Source organism: Dickeya ananatis (assembly GCF_019464615.1).
GTDB lineage: Bacteria > Pseudomonadota > Gammaproteobacteria > Enterobacterales > Enterobacteriaceae > Dickeya > Dickeya oryzae.
The window spans coordinates 2,648,194-2,666,093 of sequence record NZ_CP040816.1 but is presented as its reverse complement, the minus strand read 5'-3'; the positions used below and the strand labels follow the sequence as shown (position 1 = coordinate 2,666,093).

Below are 17,900 nucleotides of genomic sequence, written 5' to 3'. Positions count from 1 at the left end.
AAATGAGCGATTTCGAACAATTACTGGTGACACTGGAAGAGGCAAAGATCTCGATATCGCTGGATAACGAGGACCTGGTTATTACCTCAGCCAAAGGTGCGCTCACCAGCGAGATTAAAAGTGCGTTACGCGAGCACAAAGCCACTATGGTGCATGCGCTGCGTAATGGGAAACGCCTGTCAAACGCGTTTGAAGTGGTGGTTCCTGAAAACAAAATTACGCCGCAAACCACGGCGATTACCCCTGAACTGCTGCCGCTTATCGACTTGACCCAAAAAGATATCGACCACGTGGTGGCACAGGTACCCGGCGGCGTGAGTAATATTCAGGATATCTACTCACTGGCACCCTTGCAGGAAGGGATCCTGTTCCATCACATGTTGGCCAGCAAAGGCGACCCATACCTGCAAACCGGGCAGATGACGTTTGATAGCCGTGAAAAAGTCGACAACTACCTTGCCGCGGTGCAAAAGGTTGTCGATCGCCACGATATCATGCGTACCGGCTTTTACTGGGAAGGGGTATCGACACCGTGCCAGGTGGTTCAGCGTCAGGCGCAACTGCATGTGCTGGATGTGGAGTTGGATCCTGCCGATGGCCCGATCGCCGAACAACTGGCCGAACGCTTTGACCCATCACACTACAGCATCGATCTGGCTAAACCGCCGTTGTTGCATGCGTTTGTTGCGTATGACAAACGTAACGACCGTTGGGAAATGTTCCGTGTATTGCATCACCTGATCGATGACATTACCTCCGTGCTGATCTTGTCCGCCGAGATTCACACCTTCCTGGCGGGCCGTGGTCACACGCTGCCCCCGGCGCAGCCGTTCCGCCGCCTGATTGCACAGGTACGGCTTGGCAAGAGCCCGCAGGAACATGAACGGTATTTCCGCTCGACGCTGGGCGACATTGATGAACCTACCGCACCTTACGGCCTGGTCAACATGCTGGATGACTTCGAAATAGTCGAAGTTAACCGCAAAGTACCCCAGCGTTTGAACGACAGCCTGCGTGCGCATGCGCGTCGTCTGGGGGTGAGCCTCGGCAGTATCTGTCATCTGGCCTGGGGACAAGTGTTGTCCTGCGTTAGCGGTCAGGATTCGGTGGTCTTCGGGACTATCCTGTTTGGCCGTATGCATGCCGGCGATGGCGCGGACCAGATCATGGGGCCGTTCATTAACACGCTGCCTATCCGCCTGGATATGCAAGGCGCCAGCGTTGAGGAAAGCGTGCGTACCACCCACAAACGTCTGGCAGAATTGCTGAGTCACGAGCATGCCTCGCTGGCGTTGGCATTGCGTTGCAGTGGCGTGAACAGTTCTACTCCGCTGTTCAACACCTTGTTTAACTATCGCCATAACCGTGAGTCGGAAAGCAATTCGCTGGATTTCGTGGTACCGGAAGCCGACCAGTGGGATGGGTTTGAAGAGCGTACTACCTACCCGATCACGCTGTCGGTGGATGACTACGGCAACGCGCTGGGCCTGAATATTCAGGTAGTGGAGTCGCTGGACCCGGAACTGCTGTTCGCTTACACGCAACAAGCGCTTGAAAACATCTCAACGGCACTGGATAACGCGCCCAATACGCCGATGCAGCAGATTGATATTTTGCCGGCCGCAGAACGCAATTTGCTGTTGAAAGAGTGGAATAACACCGACAAGGTTTACCCTGCGGTTGCCTATACCCACCAGATGTTTGAAGAGCAGGTGAAACGGACTCCCTCGGCGACGGCGCTGCGCTTTGGCGACCGTGAACTGAGCTATGCCGAACTGAACGCCCTGTCTAACCAACTGGCGCACCATTTGCACCAGCAAGGGGTGAAACCCGATGACCGCGTAGCAATTTGTCTGGACCGCAGCATCGAGATGGTCGTTGGCCTGATGGGGATTATCAAAGCCGGTGGTGCGTATGTACCGCTTGACCCCGATTACCCACAGGAACGTCTGTCCTACATTTTGCAGGATTCCGCGCCGAAGCTGTTGCTGCTCGACAAACGCGGGCGGGAAGTGACCGCTGAGCTTGATACCTCCGGTATCGTTAAGCTGGAGCTGGATGCGGCGTCTTTGGCTGATTCTGCGTTGTCGAAGGAGTCGTTGTCGCCTGCTGAACTGGGCCTGACATCGCGCAACCTCGCCTACGTGATATACACCTCCGGCTCAACCGGTAAGCCAAAAGGCGTAGAAAACGAACACCGTGGCCTGATCAACCGCTTGCAGTGGATGCAGGATGCCTATCAGCTCGATAGCAGCGATGCGGTATTGCAAAAAACCACCTTCAGCTTTGACGTGTCGGTGTGGGAATTCTTCTGGCCGCTCTCGGTCGGTGCAACGCTGGTCATGGCACCTCCGGGCGCGCACAAAGACACCCAGGCGCTTGCCGAGGTGATTCAGGCCAACAACATCACCACCATGCACTTTGTGCCGTCGATGCTGAACCTGTTCCTGGCAAACGACAGCGTGGCGGCCTGCCGTTCACTGCGTCGTATTGTGTGCAGCGGTGAGGCGCTCAGTTCTGCCAGTGTGGCCCGTTGCTACAAACTGCTGCCGGACACGGCGGTACATAACCTGTACGGACCGACCGAAGCGGCGATCGACGTGACGGCGTGGACCTGTCCGAAAAACTTGCCTGAAACCGCCACCGTACCGATTGGTCGTCCTATCGCTAACCTGCGTATCTATTTGCTGGACCAGCACCTGCGTCCGGTACCGCGTGGCGTCGTCGGCGAGCTGTATATCGGTGGGGTCGGTGTCGCGCGTGGGTACCTCAACCGTCCTGACCTGACGGCGGAACGCTTCGTGCACGACCCGTTTGCCGCCAACGCCGATGCGCGGATGTACCGTACCGGTGACATCGCGCGTTATCTGTCAGACGGTGATATCGAGTACCTGGGGCGTAACGATAATCAGGTCAAGATTCGCGGTTTTCGTATCGAATTGGGTGAAATTGACGCGGAATTGCTCAAACAGCCGTCTATCGGCGATGCCGTCGTCGTGGCCCGTGCGGATGCCCAGGGTGATTTGCGTCTGGTGGCCTACGTGGTGCTGAGCGCAGAAGGTCAGGCTGATGGGCTAAGCACATCTGACCATATCGCCCAGTGGCGTAGCAGCCTGGCGGCTCAGTTGCCGGAATACATGGTGCCTGCGGCATTCGTCACGCTGGAACAACTGCCGCTGACCGCCAATGGCAAGCTCGATCGCAAAGCGTTACCGCAGCCGGATGACTCGTCGTTCTCCCGTCGTGCCTATGAAGCCCCGCAAGGTGACATTGAAATCGCGATGGCGGAACTGTGGCAGGAACTGCTGGGTGTCGAACGCATCGGACGTCACGACAACTTCTTTGAGTTGGGTGGGCATTCGCTGTTGGCGGTGCAACTGATGGAACACCTGCGCCAGCGCGATTTGAGCACGGAGATCCGTGCACTGTTCGATAGCCCGACGTTGGCGGAACTGTCCGCTCGTACCATTGAACTCGACGAGATGAGATTATGACCGATTTTGATGACATGTTGCAGATACTGGATCAGGCCAATATCGCCTTATCACTTGACGGTGACGCACTGGTCATCAAGGCAGCAAAGGGGTCGTTGACCCCTGATATCAAAGCGGCGTTGCGGGAGCACAAAGCAGCTCTCGTTGACGCCCTGCGCCAGGGAAGAGCGCTATCCTCGCAAGATGGGAGTGGTGGCTCAAGGGTGCCGGCGAACCTGATCACGCCGCAGACGACCCACCTGACGCCAGATATGTTGCCGTTGATCGAGCTGACCCAGGAGGATATTGCGCATATTGTGGACAATGTGCCGGGTGGCGTGGCGAATGTGCAGGATATCTATGCATTGACGCCGTTACAGGAAGGGATCCTCTTTTTGCACCAACTGAGCGAAAAAGGGGATCCGTACCTGCAGTTTGCCCGCATTTCGTTGGCTAACCGTGAGGTGATGACGCGCTATGTCGAGGCGGTTCAACAAACCGTGGATCGGCACGACATTTTGCGTACCGCTTTTTTCTCGCACGGGGTATCGCGTACCGCGCAGGTCGTGCTGCGTCATGCGCCGGTGCAGGTGACGGAAATTGAGCTTGATCCGGCCAATGGCCCCATCATGGCGCAATTGGTGGAGCGCTATAACCCCGCGCACTACCGTATAGACCTGACCCGGGCACCATTGCTGAGTCTGTATACCGCGCGTGACCCACAAAGCGGGCGTTTTGAGATGCTGATGCTGTTGCATCACCTGATCGACGATATCGCTTCGTTGCAGATCATGATCCGTGATATTCGCGCCTTCCTGATGGGGCAGGGTCAGTTATTGCCAGCACCGCAACCCTTCCGCCGGTTGATTGCCAGTGTGCGCAATGGGACGACGCAGGCGGAGCACGAACAGTTCTTCCGGCAGATGCTGGGTGATATTGATGAGCCGACGCTGGCATTCGGCATGTCGACCGGCACGGCAGATAACACTGGGGTGGAGGAATTACGCCAGAATGTGGAGCCGGGCGTCGTCGCACGTTTGCGTGCGCAGGCACGCCGCCTTGGCGTCAGCATGGGCAGCCTCTGCCATCTGGTGTGGGGACAGGTGATGGCGCGTGCCAGCGACAGCGATACCGTCGTGTTCGGCACCATCCTGCTCGGCCGTTTGCAGGCCGGGGAAGGGGCCGACCAGATCATGGGGCCGTTCATTAACACGCTGCCGATCCGTCTTGATTTGGGCAACGTTGGTGTGGAAGAGAGTGTCCGTCAAACGCACAAACGTCTGGCGGCATTACTGGGTCATGAACACGCCTCGCTCAGTCTGGCCCAGCGCTGTAGCGGGATTATTGCTCCGCCAACCCCGTTGTTCAATGTGTTATTCAACTACCGTCATAACCAGCAGTCTGAAGACGAAAGCGTGGATACCACCGGCGAGCGTGATGAGGTGGAATGGCACGGCTTTGAGGAGCATACCGACTACCCGCTGACCGTATCGGTAGATGATTTTGGCGAAACGCTGCGCATGAGTGTGCTGGCTGCACCACCGCTGTCGGCACAACGGATTGCAGGGTATTTCCAGCAGGCGATGAAAAGTCTGGCTGATACGCTGGATAACGCCCCGGCGACGCCGATGCATGCGCTGGAGATTCTCCCGCCCAGCGAACGTACCCAACTGCTGATTGACTGGAATGCCACGACGGTACCGTATCCGGCGAATACGCCGGTTCACCGTCTGTTCGAACAGCAGGCAGAACGGACCCCGCATGCGATAGCGGTCATCGAAGGTGACGCACAGATTAGCTATTGCAGCCTCAACCAGTGTGCTAACCGGCTGGCGCAGGTGCTGGTTGCCCGTGGTGTAAAACCCGGTGACGTAGTGGCGTTGTTGCTGCCGCGTGGCAGTGCCTTGCTGGCGGCGACGATTGGCATACTCAAGGTGGGGGCGACTTACGTACCGCTGGATCCGCAGGCACCGCAAGAGCGCGTGCAGTGGGTTATTGAGGATTGCTCCGCTCGGTTTTTGATAAGCGATGCGCATCAGGCGCTGGAGACGGATACCTTCGTGCCCGCCATCGATGGCACCGTCATTGATATCACCGTCATTGATATAAACAGTACCGAAGTGATGCAGGCGAGTGATGACGAGGTCAATGTGCAGGTTTCTGCCAACGCCCCAGCCTATATCATTTACACATCTGGCTCCACCGGGATACCGAAAGGGGTGATGGTGCCGCATTACGCCATCAATCGACTGGTGATAAACAGTGGCGTTGGCGTGTTTGCACCAGGCGATCGTATGGCGCTGGCAGCCAATACCGCCTTTGACGCCAGTACGCTGGAAATATGGGGGCCGCTGCTTAATGGCGGCACCTGTGTGGTTATCGACCAGGATACCCTGCTTAACCCAGCCCGGTTGGTGCGCACATTGCATTCTCAACGTGTGAGTCAAATGTGGCTGACGGTGGGGCTGTTCAATCAGCTATATACCGAACTGACGCCGGTTCTCGCGCAGTTCAACGCGCTGTTTATCGGCGGGGATGCGCTTGATCCCAACATCATTGCGCAGGTACGGCGCGTGGTCCCTTCAGTGAAACTGGTCAATGGTTACGGCCCGACGGAAACCACGACCTTTGCCACCACCTACCCGATCAATGAACTGACGGATACCACCAGCAGCATTCCTATCGGGCGGCCTATCGGTAATACCCGGCTCTATGTGTTGGATAAACACCAGCACCCGGTGCCAGTCGGTGCGGTCGGCGAGCTATATATCGGTGGGGATGGTGTTGCGCTCGGTTATCTGAACCGGCAGGATTTGACCGCCGAGCGTTTCATCGCTGACCCGTTTGTCGATGACCCGCACGCCCGGCTGTATCGTACCGGCGATCTGGTGCGTTATCAGGACGACGGTAACGTGCTGTTTATCGGACGTAACGATCAACAGGTCAAGTTGCGCGGTTTCCGTATCGAACTGGGCGAGATAGAAGCGCGCCTGGTTGAACATCCACACGTCGAGAAAGCCCTGGTGCTGGCGGTGGATAATGGTAGCGGCAAGCGTCTGGTGGCTTACGTCGTAGGGGAGGGGGTGGCCGCGGCAGCATCGACATTCTCTGAATCAGAGGTGCAGGATTATCTTGGTCAACGCTTGCCTGATTACATGGTGCCTTCACGGATTGTCGCGCTGTCACAGTTCCCTCTGACGGCTAACGGGAAGGTGGATCGCAAAGCGCTACCTGCGGTGGAATTTAGCGATACCGCGGTCTATCGGGCACCGCGTAATACGCGCGAAGCGGTGCTGTGCGAGCTGTATGCCGAATTACTCCAGCAGCCGCAAATCGGCATTGACGATGACTTCTTTGCGATGGGCGGGCATTCCATTCTGGCTACCGGATTAATCGCCCGTATCCGTGGCCGATTGGGGATTGAACTGCCGGTTCGGTTACTGTTTGAAAACCCGACGGTAGCGAAACTGGCGAAACAGCTTGATGAGCACGTCAAAGTACGCAAACCGTTGACCCGCATGGAACCGCGACCGGATCTGCTGCCTATCTCTTACAGCCAACAGCTGATGTGGGTGGGGCATAATGTCCGTGGCGGTTCATCACTCAATACGCCGATTGTGGTCTCGCTTGAAGGCGAGCTGGATGTGGTCGCGTTAAAGGCCGCGTTGTACGACCTGGTGGAACGGCATGAACCGCTGCGCACCCGGTTTGCGGTGGTGGACGGCCAGTCGGTTCAGGTCATCGAGCCCTTTGCTAAGGTGCATATCGATGTCCCGTACATACAAGTGGAAGCCGAGCAGGTACCACAGGCGGTGTTTACGGCGATTACCTCGTTATTCGACCTGTCGACAGATTTGCCGTTCCGTCCGTCAATACTGCGGGCAGGGCCGCAAACACACATTCTGGTGATGCTATTTCACCATATTGCCTGTGACGCCTTTTCACTGGCACCGCTGACGCGGGATCTCACCCTGGCCTACAAGGCGCGTGTGGCCGGTCATGCACCGCAGTTTACGCCGCTGCCTGTTCAGTATGCCGACTATGCGGTGTGGCACCGCGAGCTGCTGGGCTCCCCTGACGATGCGAACAGCCTGTATGCGGAACAACTGGCGTATTGGAAAACCACCCTTGCAGGGGTACCGCAAACGCTGGCGCTGCCGCAAGACTACCCACGCCCGGCTAAACCCAGCTATCGTGGCGAACTGGTGCCGTTGCAGATCAATGTCGACTTGCACCAGCGGCTGAGCGAGCTGGCTCGTGAGCGCAACATGACGCTGTCGATGGTATTGCAGGCAGCTCTCGGCATCTATTACACCCAGCTTGGCGCAGGCGTCGATATTCCGCTGGGTGCGATTTCAGCCGGTCGCAGCGATGAAGCGTTACATAACCTGGTGGGGTGCTTCCTGACGCAGTGGGTGATGCGCGTTGATACCTCTGGCGACCCCACCGTGAATGAGGTGCTCGCACGGGTGCGCGCACAGGCACTCAGCTCGTATGGGCATCAGGATATTCCTTACCTGAAACTGGTCAGTGAGCTACTGCCGGAGCGTCCATTGTCTCACTACCCGCTGTACCAGACCATGATGATCCTACAAAACGCCCCATCGGAAACCCTCAACGTTCCTGGGTTGAACGCGCGGCTTTATCCGGTACACAGCGGGCATGCCAAGTGGGATCTCTATTTCACGCTGTATGAAGAATACAGCGAGACGGGGGAGCCGCTGGGGTTGGGGGGCATTATGGAGTATGCCACCGACCTGTTCCGTCGTGAAACCGCCGAGCGTATGGCTGCAGGTTATCTCGCGACCTTAGAGGCCGTGGTCGCCAATCCGAACGCATCTATTCATCAACTGACTACGCCTGATCAGGCAAGCCCGACAGGGATGGCAGCGCGCGTGGCGGAATCACCGGTGGTGGGCATGGCAGCTGATGATTTCAAGCCACTGATCACCTTACAGAAGGGCGATAGCACCAGTATCCCGCTGTTTTGTGTGCCAGGGGCGGGGGCGAGCGTGACGGATTTCCTGCCCTTCATACAGGCGTTGCCCCAACAACAGACGGTCTATGGGTTAATGCCGAAAGGGGTGGATGGGGCCGGTGAACCGGATCCCTCAGTAGAAGCGGCGTCGGTGCGTAACCTTATGGCGCTTCATCAGGCAGGTATCGGTGAGAAGACGCGGATTCATCTGCTGGGGCACTCTTTTGGTGGGCAGGTGGCGTTTGACATGGCGAGTCGGCTGGAGGCACAAGGCGGTGTGGTGGCGTCGTTGACGATTATCGACTCCGAAGCCCCTTTGGGTCGTCAGGCATCATTAGTGACGCCGAACCTGGCTGAATGTATGCGCGAGTATGTTGAGAGTATCGGATTCACGCTGGAGATGGCGCTGGAAATAGACGAATCGCTTTATGCCCGTCATGACATTGAGCAGATGTTGTCGGCCGTACATCAACACCTGAGTCGTGCAGGGAAGGTTCCGGCTAACTCGTCTCCCCGGTTACTGCAAGGTCCGTGGCAAACCTTTTATGCCGCCAGACAAACGCAGTATCGACCGACAGCGCGCTACCACGGTCCGGTGAACCTGATTCAGGTGCGTGACCCATGGAAACAGCCTGATGCGGACAGTCAGCGTCGACATGACGATGCGGCAGGATGGGCCTACTGGGTAGACAAACTTGAAACCATCGCCGGGCCAGCACAGCACTTTACGGTGTTGAAAGCACCGCATGTAATCGAACTGGCGCGAGGGTGGCTCCAGTTTGCGCAGTCTGTGCAGGCTGATAGCGCCAGAACCGCTACGGTGAACGGCGGGTAAACGCATAGAAGGGTTCGTCCCTGGGTTGCAGAAGGGGCAGGGTTGGCGCCTTCTGCAATCTGGTGTTATCGCACTATTCCGGCGCTATCGCACTGTCGATGCAGACGTGGATGGTGCGGTAGTACGCTTACAACAATGCAATGAGTGGATGAAAATGACGAAACAATTACAGGATGTGGTTGAGGATGTGAATGCGATTCCGTTGGATAAAATTAATCCTGCACGTCGTGATCGCTTTGTAAATGGAACGGAACTGCCGGTGTTTGAGCGTCTGCGGCGCGAAGACCCGGTACATTTCACGCCGGAAAGTGAGTTTGGGCCTTACTGGTCGGTCACCCTGTGGGATGACATCCGTACGGTAGGCAGCAATTATCGCGATTTCACTTCCACGCAGAATATCGATCTGAAAACGCTCGAAGAGAAAGACAGACTGGAAACTGCGCTGCAAGCACTGGGTCATGAGCGTCGTAAGAGCGTGGGTTTTATTACGATGGACCCCCCTGAGCACACCAAACACCGCAAGGCGGTAACCCCAGCGGTAGCACCCTCCAGCCTGTCGAAAATGGCACCGGTAATGCGCGAACGTGCTGGCATGATTCTCGATAGCCTGCCGATTGGCGAGCCTTTTGACTGGGTGGACCGGGTCTCTAAAGAGATGACGGCAACCGTACTGGCAACGCTGCTCGATTTCCCTTTTGAGGATCGCCGTAAACTGACCTATTGGTCTGACGTGCTGATGTTCGAACCGGGACATGGCCTGGTGACCAGTTGGGAGCAAAAAGCGGAAGAAACGGTGAAGTGCTATCAGGTGTTTGAAGAAATGTGGGAAAAACGCCGTAATGCACCGCCCAGTTACGACCTGATCTCCGTATTGGCGCATCATCCCGACACCTGTGATATGACCCTGGAGCAGTACCGCGGCACCATTGTGCTGTTGATTATCGGTGGTAACGATACGACGCGTAATACCATTTCAAGCAGCCTGTACCTGCTGAATAAATACCCGCAGGAGTTTGCCAAGCTCAAGGCCGACCCCAAACTGGTGATGCCGATGGTGTCGGAAACGCTGCGTTTTTACCCACCGGTTAATTTTATGAGCCGTGTGGCCAACCGTGACGTTGAGCTTAATGGCAAAACCATCAAAGCAGGCGACCGCGTGGTGATGTGGTATGCGTCCGGTAACCGTGATGGCTCGGTGATTGATGAGCCTGATGTCTTCAACATCGACCGTGAACGCTCGCGCAGACACCTCTCCTTTGGCGTAGGTATTCATACCTGTATCGGTAGCCGACTGGCCGAAATGCAACTGACGATTGTCTGGGAAGAGATTCTCAAGCGTTTTTCCAGAATAGACGTGCTGGAAGAGCCTGAGCGCAATTACTCAAACTTTTTACATGGTTTTGAGAATCTGAACGTCATCATCCACAAAGACTGAGTATTCGAGACAATAAGTGGAACGAGTGCTGAAATATTACGATTGCGAGGTGTGCAATAGATGAAGATATCTATTTTTACCGCTGGCTCAATGGGAGATATACGGCCGTTTATCGTTCTGGGTAAGAAACTTCAACAGATGGGGCACGAGTGCTCCATCATGTCGGGGGAACGAAATGAGAAAATCGTTACCGATGAAGGATTGGGATATCACACATGGAGTCTTGATCTCCCAGAGGCCAGAAAGATTGAACAAGAGCTGATGGATGGCGAATCGTCGTATAAGAACGCGAAAAAAATGTCGGGGGTCGTTGACCAACTGATGTCGCTTTGGGTCGAGCAGGCCATTAATGCCGCCACTCATAGTCGCCTGATTATCGCCGCTAACCAGGCGGTACCGTTGGCCGTATCTATCGGTGAAAAACTCGATATTCCTGTCGTGACCGTTTACTTCGCGCCATTGACGCCATCGCGTTCTATTCCGCCGTTTTTCCTGAAAAAAATAATCAGGTTGCCAGGGCCGATTAATCTCGCGGTATGGAAGTTGTTGCGCATCATCATGTGGCGTTTTGTGGCGAAGTCTTTTAGTGCCTGTCGCACCCGTCTTGGTCTGCCGGCATGGAGCTGGTTTGGCCCCTGGTTTGATAAAAGCAATCAAGCCAGAAAAGTTATCTATGCGTTTAGTCCGCATGTAGTGCCACGGCCGCCAGAATGGCCAGAGGACACCGTTAAGATAACCGGCAGTTGGTTTGGCGCCATCCAGTCAATGCCGTCGGTATCGTCGACGCTGGAGCAGTTTATCGCCGAGGGCGCGCCGCCGGTCTATATCGGGTTCGGCAGCATGAACAGTACCGATCCTGAAGGGCTGACAAAGAAAATTATCAATGTCATTAAACGGCTAGGCGTGCGGGCCGTCATTATGAGCGGTGGCGGGGCTATCAACACAGACATGATTGTCGCGGCCAGTTTGCCAGGGGTTATCTGTGTCGATCACGTATCGCATGAATGGTTATTTCCAAGGGTGAAAACCGTTTTCCATCACGGTGGCAGTGGGACGGTGGCGGCGGCGCTAAGGGCGGGAACGCCTCAGGTGATTATGCCGTTTATTTATGACCAGTTTTATTGGGCGTGGCGGATGGAGGCGCTGGGCGGCAGTGGCGGCAGTCTTGATCTGAAACGTTCTGGTGAAGATGACATCGCGCAGGCGTTTAATCGGAGTTTTTCTTCCGCCGTCAGGGAGCGAGCCAGGGCACTTGGACAACAAATTCGCCAGGAGCGCGGGGTGGAGAACACGATAGCCGAATTGCAGTGCTGGGGGTTACTGTGAGCTCGCGATCTCTGGTTGCGCTTGTGGTGCAATAAGGAATGGATTTTGCTAGTGATGGTGTGGAGTAAGCGCTATGTGGTTGGAAAATAAGAGGGTGTCGTCAGCGTGTACGATGTCATCAGCCGATATGGCGGTAACGACGATAAAGGTGCGTCGTGGCCGCTTTATTAATAACAACTATATGGTGCTTAATCGTGGCACAGGGCAAGCGTTGCTGGTTGATCCAGCATGGGAAATAGACCGGCTGGAAACGGCACTTCGCACTGCGAATGCGCAACTGGCAGGAATATTGATAACCCATGCTCATCCTGACCATATTGATCTCGCCGGGTACCTGGCAGAGAAACATGGCTGCCCGGTATGGTTGTCACGCAAGGAGGCAGCGTGTTCCGGTTTCAGTATTCCTGCGGCACGTTTGTTTGATGAACAAGCCTGGCATGTCGCGGGAATGCTGGTTCGCCCGATAATGACGCCGGGTCATACGCCAGGGAGTGTCTGTTATTGGGTAGGGCAGCATCTCTTTACCGGCGACACGTTGTTTATTGAAGGGTGCGGGCTGTGTGCCAATCATGATGATGCGGCACACCTATTTTCGAGTCTTGAACGCCTGAAGGCTATTTTACCTGGAACGGTTCGTATTTATCCTGGACACAGTTATAGGTATCCACCTGGTTTAACGTTTGAAGAGGTATTTCGTTATAACGTTTATTTGTCTTTCGATAATCAGGAGTTGTTTACAAACTTTCGTATGAGAAAAGGCCAGGATAAATCGTCATGGATGGCTTTTTCATAGAAAACTAACACCTGGAGTCGTTCGGATTTCATGTAAGGAAAATATCCTGAAATCTGACGGCGATGGATAGATATCTCTTATTTTCACCGATGGTTGCTTATAGGATGCGCAGTGTATGGGAATACGTCACTGTTAGCATGAAGCAGATATGTTCATGTCAGGAAGGGAGGCTCGTGAATATGCAAGATGAAAACTATTCAAGCGATTATGTCAATTCGGCAGACGCATACCCAATAGAGAATGATATAGGGGATACGGCGTTAGCAAAACTGTATATGGATGACCTTAAGGTCGGCCAGGTTTTTTATAGTTCGGAGTATTATGTCAGCGCCGAAGAAATCACAGAGTTTTCAACCCGGTATGATCCGCAACCGTTTCACATGGATGATAAGCTGGCAAAAGATTCTATCTTCAGGGGGCTGGCAGCGAGCGGCTGGCATACGGTAAGTATTACCATGAATCTGCTGGTGAAGTGTTTACCGCTGGCTCATGGCATTATCGGCAAAGGAGTGGAAAATATTACCTGGTTTCGGCCTACCCGGCCGGGTGATCTATTGCGAATAAAAGCAAAGATTATTGATATCGACATTTCTCCAGCCAGGCCAGACAGAGCCATGATGAGTATTCATATTTTTACAATAGGTCATGACAATAAAATACGACAGGAGTTACTCGGTAAACTCCTTGTATTTAAAGGATGCACGGAATCGAAGGCGATGTAACACTCCACCGCACTGAAACAGTGTGATGGGAAAACTCATCGATATTCACTGTTTTCATCACGGTTGGTTTCCCATTACTACGGACATTAAGGGATCAACTCTTGTCACCTGAAATCGCTAATGAAAAATCAAATGCCTTATTACAAGGCTCAATATTACGCTCACTGGCAAAAATAGGTGTACCGGTTATTTTTGCCAATCTTTTACAGTCAGGATACATCATGATTGATGCATTCTGGGTCGGGCGTTTGGGTGACAAAGCCGTGGCGGCGATATCGGTGAGTCAGCCCATCATCTTTCTGGCCTTTGCTTTAGGTATTGGGCTGAGTGTGGCGGGCACGACACTGGTGGCACAGTGTATCGGCGCTCGCTTGTACCAACGAGCAAACGATATTGCCGCCCAGGTGTTTACGCTGTCGTTATTGTTTTCCATACCTATTGCGGTGGCGGGGTATTTCCTCGCCCCCTGGATGTTACACGCGCTGGGTACGCAGAATGAGGTGTTCCCCTACGCGCTTAGTTTTTTGCGTGTCATCATCAGCGGCATCATATTTACCTTCGGTTTCTCCATGTTGCAGTCGTTGATGAGAGGTGCTGGCGAGGTACGTATTCCATTATTGATTACACTGGGTACGCTGATTCTCAACGCCATCATGGATCCGCTATTTATCTTCGGTTACGGCATTATTCCTGCCTTTGGCGTAGCCGGGGCGGCGATCGCCACGCTCATTAATCAGGGCATTGCGATGATAGCGGGGTTACTGGTATTACGCTTTGGTCGTGTTGGCCTTAAGATCTATTTCCGTGCGATGAAACCCAAAGTGGATATGGTGAAATCTGTCGTTCGTCTTGGCATGCCTGCATCCATTGAACTCTGTGCGCACGCCTTGGGAGCGAGCGGCATGATGACACTGGTTACCGGGCTGGGCACCGACGTAACGGCCGCGTACGGTGTGGTGATTAATATCAATGCGCTGGTCATTGTGCCAGCGATAGGGATGTCAATCGCCACCGCGACGTTGGTAGGACAAAATGTCGGTGCCGGACAATCTGAACGTGCGCGGGCGATTGGTCGGCTCAGTGGCGCTATTTCATTTCTTATACTGACCGCCATTGGCCTGATAGGGGCCGTATTTAGCCCTTATATTATTGGCACATTTGCCCCCGACCAGTCGATGGTGATTGCTCACGGAACGCATTTCTTCCACCTGATTGCCCCCAGTTATGGGTTAATTGGGTTACAGATGGCATTAAACGGGGCTTTTCGCGCAACAGGCCGCACCATGACGACGATGGTGCTGGCGTTGGTTTCTCAGTGGCTGATTCAAATCCCGCTGGCGTGGGGATTATCCCACTATACGTCGCTTGGCGTGTCTGGTTTATGGTGGGCGTTTCCCATCACTAACCTGTTCATGGCAGGGCTGACGATAATGTTCTTTGAGCGAATTGACTGGCAACGCTCAAGATTAACGCATTCATTGGGCGCTTCTGCAGAGAAACAACCCGATACCGTCTGATCGTTGAAGAGCCTACCGCGTGTCATGCCCGGCCGGTGTGAAAATGCCTGCCGGGCTGATCCTCAAAAAAGGGGGCAAGTACACCGAAGAAGCATTGCCTGGCCAGAACCGGTTCAAGCCCCACTGCCATTTCTTTAGCCCGTGCCTTGTTCCAAACCATGTCGTTGGCGACCTGGTGGCAGGCAAAAGCGGGAGCATTCTATAAAGGAGCGCCATGGAGCGGTGATTGACCGTTTCAGGCGCGCGCTGAGAAGGGGGAATATTTAACCTGTTTTTGAATAAACAACAGACGGAGATATTTCAATGTCCAAATTCACCCTTCCCGTTGCAGGGGTATTATGCCTTGCTATGGCAAGCCCGGCGGCATTAGCCGCGGGTTTTACTCTGACCAGCAGTGAGCTTAGCTCGGGGCATTTTTCAACTAATCAATTGCTGAGTGAATCCTATGGCTTCGGTTGCAGCGGTGCCAATAAATCACCTTCTTTTAGTTGGTCCGGTGCACCGGCAGGTACCAGGAGTTTCGCACTGCAAATCTATGACCGTGATGCACCGACTGGGCTCGGATGGGTGCACTGGCAGGTGGTCAATATTCCATCTGGCGTGAACTCACTCCCTGCGAACGTGACAGCGGATAATAAAGGCTTACCGGCTGGTGCGATGCAAACGCGAACTGACTTTGGTGTGCCGGGCTATGGTGGCGCTTGTCCTCCCAAAGGTGAGACTCACCGTTATGACATCACTCTGACAGCACTAAACGTTGACAAGCTTCCGGGCGTAACCGCGGATTCAACGCCAGCACTGGTTGGGTTTATGACGAAAGCCAATGCGCTTGGTGAAGCAAAAATCCGGATTGTTCAGGGACGCTAACGCAATATCCGGGGCAGGGAAGATTATAGCGTAACGGCGGATATCGCTTTCGTTCTCACCTGACCCGGATAAAAACCGAATCGATGACGAAAACGTGAGGAAAATTTAGAGGGGCTTTCATAGCCCACTTCGAACGCAATCTGCGTCACCGAAAGATCGGTCACCTGTAGCAACGTCAGAGCACGGCACATGCGCACGTCAGCGATGAGCTTTGAAAATGAGGTTTGCTCTGCCGCGAGCTTTCGACGCAACGTCGCTTCAGACATTCCCAATTGGCTGGCGACTGTTTTGATATCCCAGGAATGAGAGAGGTTGACGGAAATTAACCGCCTTAATTTGCTCTCAATCCCTGTTCGAAAATGGACCCCAAAGCAAACACCATATTCCTCTAACCAACTGAGCATTTCATGCATACGGTCACGCGCGACGGCGTCAGGGATTAACGCCGGTTCGCTAAATATTTCGGTGGTATGATAAAAGGCCTTACGGAAAGTCTCACTGATCCCTTCCAGAGAACAGGCTTGGTTAACTTTCACGCACCTTGAATTGCGGCAGTGATAGCCCGTCACCACGTCGCTATTAAAACTAAGCCAGTCGGCTTCGTAGGTGCCATTTTCTGGGGCAGGGGTATTAATGATATCAAAGGATTGCCCTTCTCCCACAACGACCGCATCCCCTGCCGTTAATTCGACTTCATTGCCCACCCAGCGAATGCGCTTTGTGCCATTACGGATAAGAATGATGGTTGGATCATCGATGGTGATATGTCGGGCTAATAACGGCTGAGTTTGTAATACATGCGCCGCACTGCCTACCCCAGCGCGGCTCATGACTTTCCTGTCAGTCATACCGATTTCCCCATAAACTGCCGCCAGCAACGACCGGGATGATTCACCGGTCGTAATGTGGTAATCAGCGGCTGACAGCCTGCTTAGTCACCAACTGGTTCTGGTATCCCAGTTTTTCAATGTGAATACGGATGTGGTCTCCGTCCTTGAGCCAGACAGGCTCAGGTTTCATCCCCAGCCCCACACCGGCAGGTGTACCGGTTGCGATAATATCGCCGGGTTTGAGCGTCATGTAATGGCTGACATAGGAGACGATGTGTGCCACGGAGAAGATCATCTGAGAAGTATGGCTGTCCTGACGTCTTTCCCCATTCACCTCAAGCCAGATCTGTAACTGCTGGGGGTCACCCACTTCATCCGGCGTGACGATATAAGGGCCGACAGGGCCGAAGGTATCGCAACTTTTCGCTTTGTCCCATTGTGATGATTGGAATTGGAAACCCCGATCAGAGATATCATTCACAATGCAATAACCCGCAACATAGTTCAGCGCATCATCATGACTGACTTGTTTTGCCTCTCGGCGAATAACGATCCCCAGCTCCGCTTCCCAGTCGAGCTTTGTTGAATGCGGAGGAATGACGATATTGTCATCAGGTCCGCTCATACAACTCGGTGCTTTAAAAAAGATCACGGGTTCATCAGGCGCAGCAAGATTCGCCTCTTTAGCATGATCAAGATAGTTCAGGCCGATGGCGACAAACTTCGATACGGTGTTGAGTGGCGAACCTAACCGCGGATTCCCTTTAACTTCAGGTAGCCTGGCGATATCGTCTTCTTTCTTTAGCAGATCCAACACGATGGGGAGCGTTTCTGGGGTGATGTCGCTTACGCTGCCGGAAAGGTCCCTTAAGATATTATTTGCATCTAAAACACCAGGTTTTTCCTGGCCCTGATTGCCGTAACGACATATTTTCATCGCGAGCCTCTTTCGTTTTTCAAAGCGGATATCTTTTGTTTTTTTAACGTGGATAGCGGCCGATCCCGCGTAGGGTCTCGGCTTCCCTCACAGTAAATGTCGACCACCCCGAGAATGACCCCTCCAGGCTGAGTTGTCATAATGCATTCCTAAAGACGTTTTATTACTCTAAAATAGATTTTAACCA

Annotated in this window: 10 protein-coding genes; 8 read left to right on the top strand and 2 right to left on the bottom strand. The window is 54.0% G+C overall.

Annotated elements, in window-relative coordinates:
* The first annotated feature begins 2 nt into the window (after positions 1-2).
* The 8 genes from solG to FGI04_RS11800 all read left to right on the top strand — a co-directional run bounded on the left by solG (position 3) and on the right by FGI04_RS11800 (position 15,946).
* Entirely contained in the window at positions 3-3,494 is a 3,492-nt protein-coding gene (solG, locus tag FGI04_RS11835; RefSeq protein WP_407321144.1) for a solanimycin non-ribosomal peptide synthetase SolG, read from the top strand.
* Positions 3,491-9,286 carry a non-ribosomal peptide synthetase gene (locus FGI04_RS11830; protein WP_407340121.1) on the top strand — a complete coding sequence of 1,932 codons (5,796 nt, stop codon included), beginning with the start codon at positions 3,491-3,493 and terminating at the stop codon, positions 9,284-9,286. Before solG ends, FGI04_RS11830 begins: the two co-directional genes overlap by 4 nt.
* Before the next feature lie 154 nt (positions 9,287-9,440).
* Positions 9,441-10,721, top strand: a complete 1,281-nt coding sequence (gene solI / locus FGI04_RS11825) for a solanimycin biosynthesis cytochrome P450 SolI (protein WP_342698776.1) — start codon at positions 9,441-9,443, stop codon at positions 10,719-10,721.
* Positions 10,722-10,781: 60 nt separating this feature from the next.
* A complete protein-coding gene (locus FGI04_RS11820) occupies positions 10,782-12,047 on the top strand; it encodes a glycosyltransferase (RefSeq protein ID WP_407321145.1) in 1,266 nt (421 codons plus the stop codon).
* Between the two features lie 73 nt (positions 12,048-12,120).
* On the top strand, positions 12,121-12,840 hold the full coding sequence (solJ, locus tag FGI04_RS11815; RefSeq protein ID WP_407321146.1) for a solanimycin biosynthesis MBL-fold hydrolase SolJ: 720 nt from the start codon (positions 12,121-12,123) through the stop codon (positions 12,838-12,840).
* A gap of 179 nt (positions 12,841-13,019) precedes the next feature.
* The gene (locus FGI04_RS11810) at positions 13,020-13,562 is read left to right on the top strand and encodes a MaoC/PaaZ C-terminal domain-containing protein (RefSeq protein WP_342698823.1); all 543 of its coding nucleotides are present in this window, start codon (positions 13,020-13,022) and stop codon (positions 13,560-13,562) included.
* 101 nt (positions 13,563-13,663) lie between these two features.
* Positions 13,664-15,079, top strand: coding sequence for a solanimycin export family MATE transporter SolL (gene solL / locus FGI04_RS11805; RefSeq protein ID WP_342698779.1), 1,416 nt, complete (start codon positions 13,664-13,666; stop codon positions 15,077-15,079).
* A 303-nt stretch (positions 15,080-15,382) separates the two neighbouring features.
* On the top strand, positions 15,383-15,946 hold the full coding sequence (locus FGI04_RS11800) for a YbhB/YbcL family Raf kinase inhibitor-like protein (protein ID WP_342698780.1): 564 nt from the start codon (positions 15,383-15,385) through the stop codon (positions 15,944-15,946).
* Between the two features lie 23 nt (positions 15,947-15,969).
* Here FGI04_RS11800 and FGI04_RS11795 read toward each other — a convergent pair whose 3' ends face one another.
* Positions 15,970-16,794: a helix-turn-helix transcriptional regulator gene (locus FGI04_RS11795; protein ID WP_407273217.1), complete on the bottom strand. Its 825-nt coding sequence runs from the start codon at positions 16,792-16,794 to the stop codon at positions 15,970-15,972.
* A gap of 64 nt (positions 16,795-16,858) precedes the next feature.
* On the bottom strand, positions 16,859-17,713 hold the full coding sequence (locus tag FGI04_RS11790) for a fumarylacetoacetate hydrolase family protein (protein WP_407273218.1): 855 nt from the start codon (positions 17,711-17,713) through the stop codon (positions 16,859-16,861).
* Positions 17,714-17,900 lie beyond the last annotated feature (187 nt).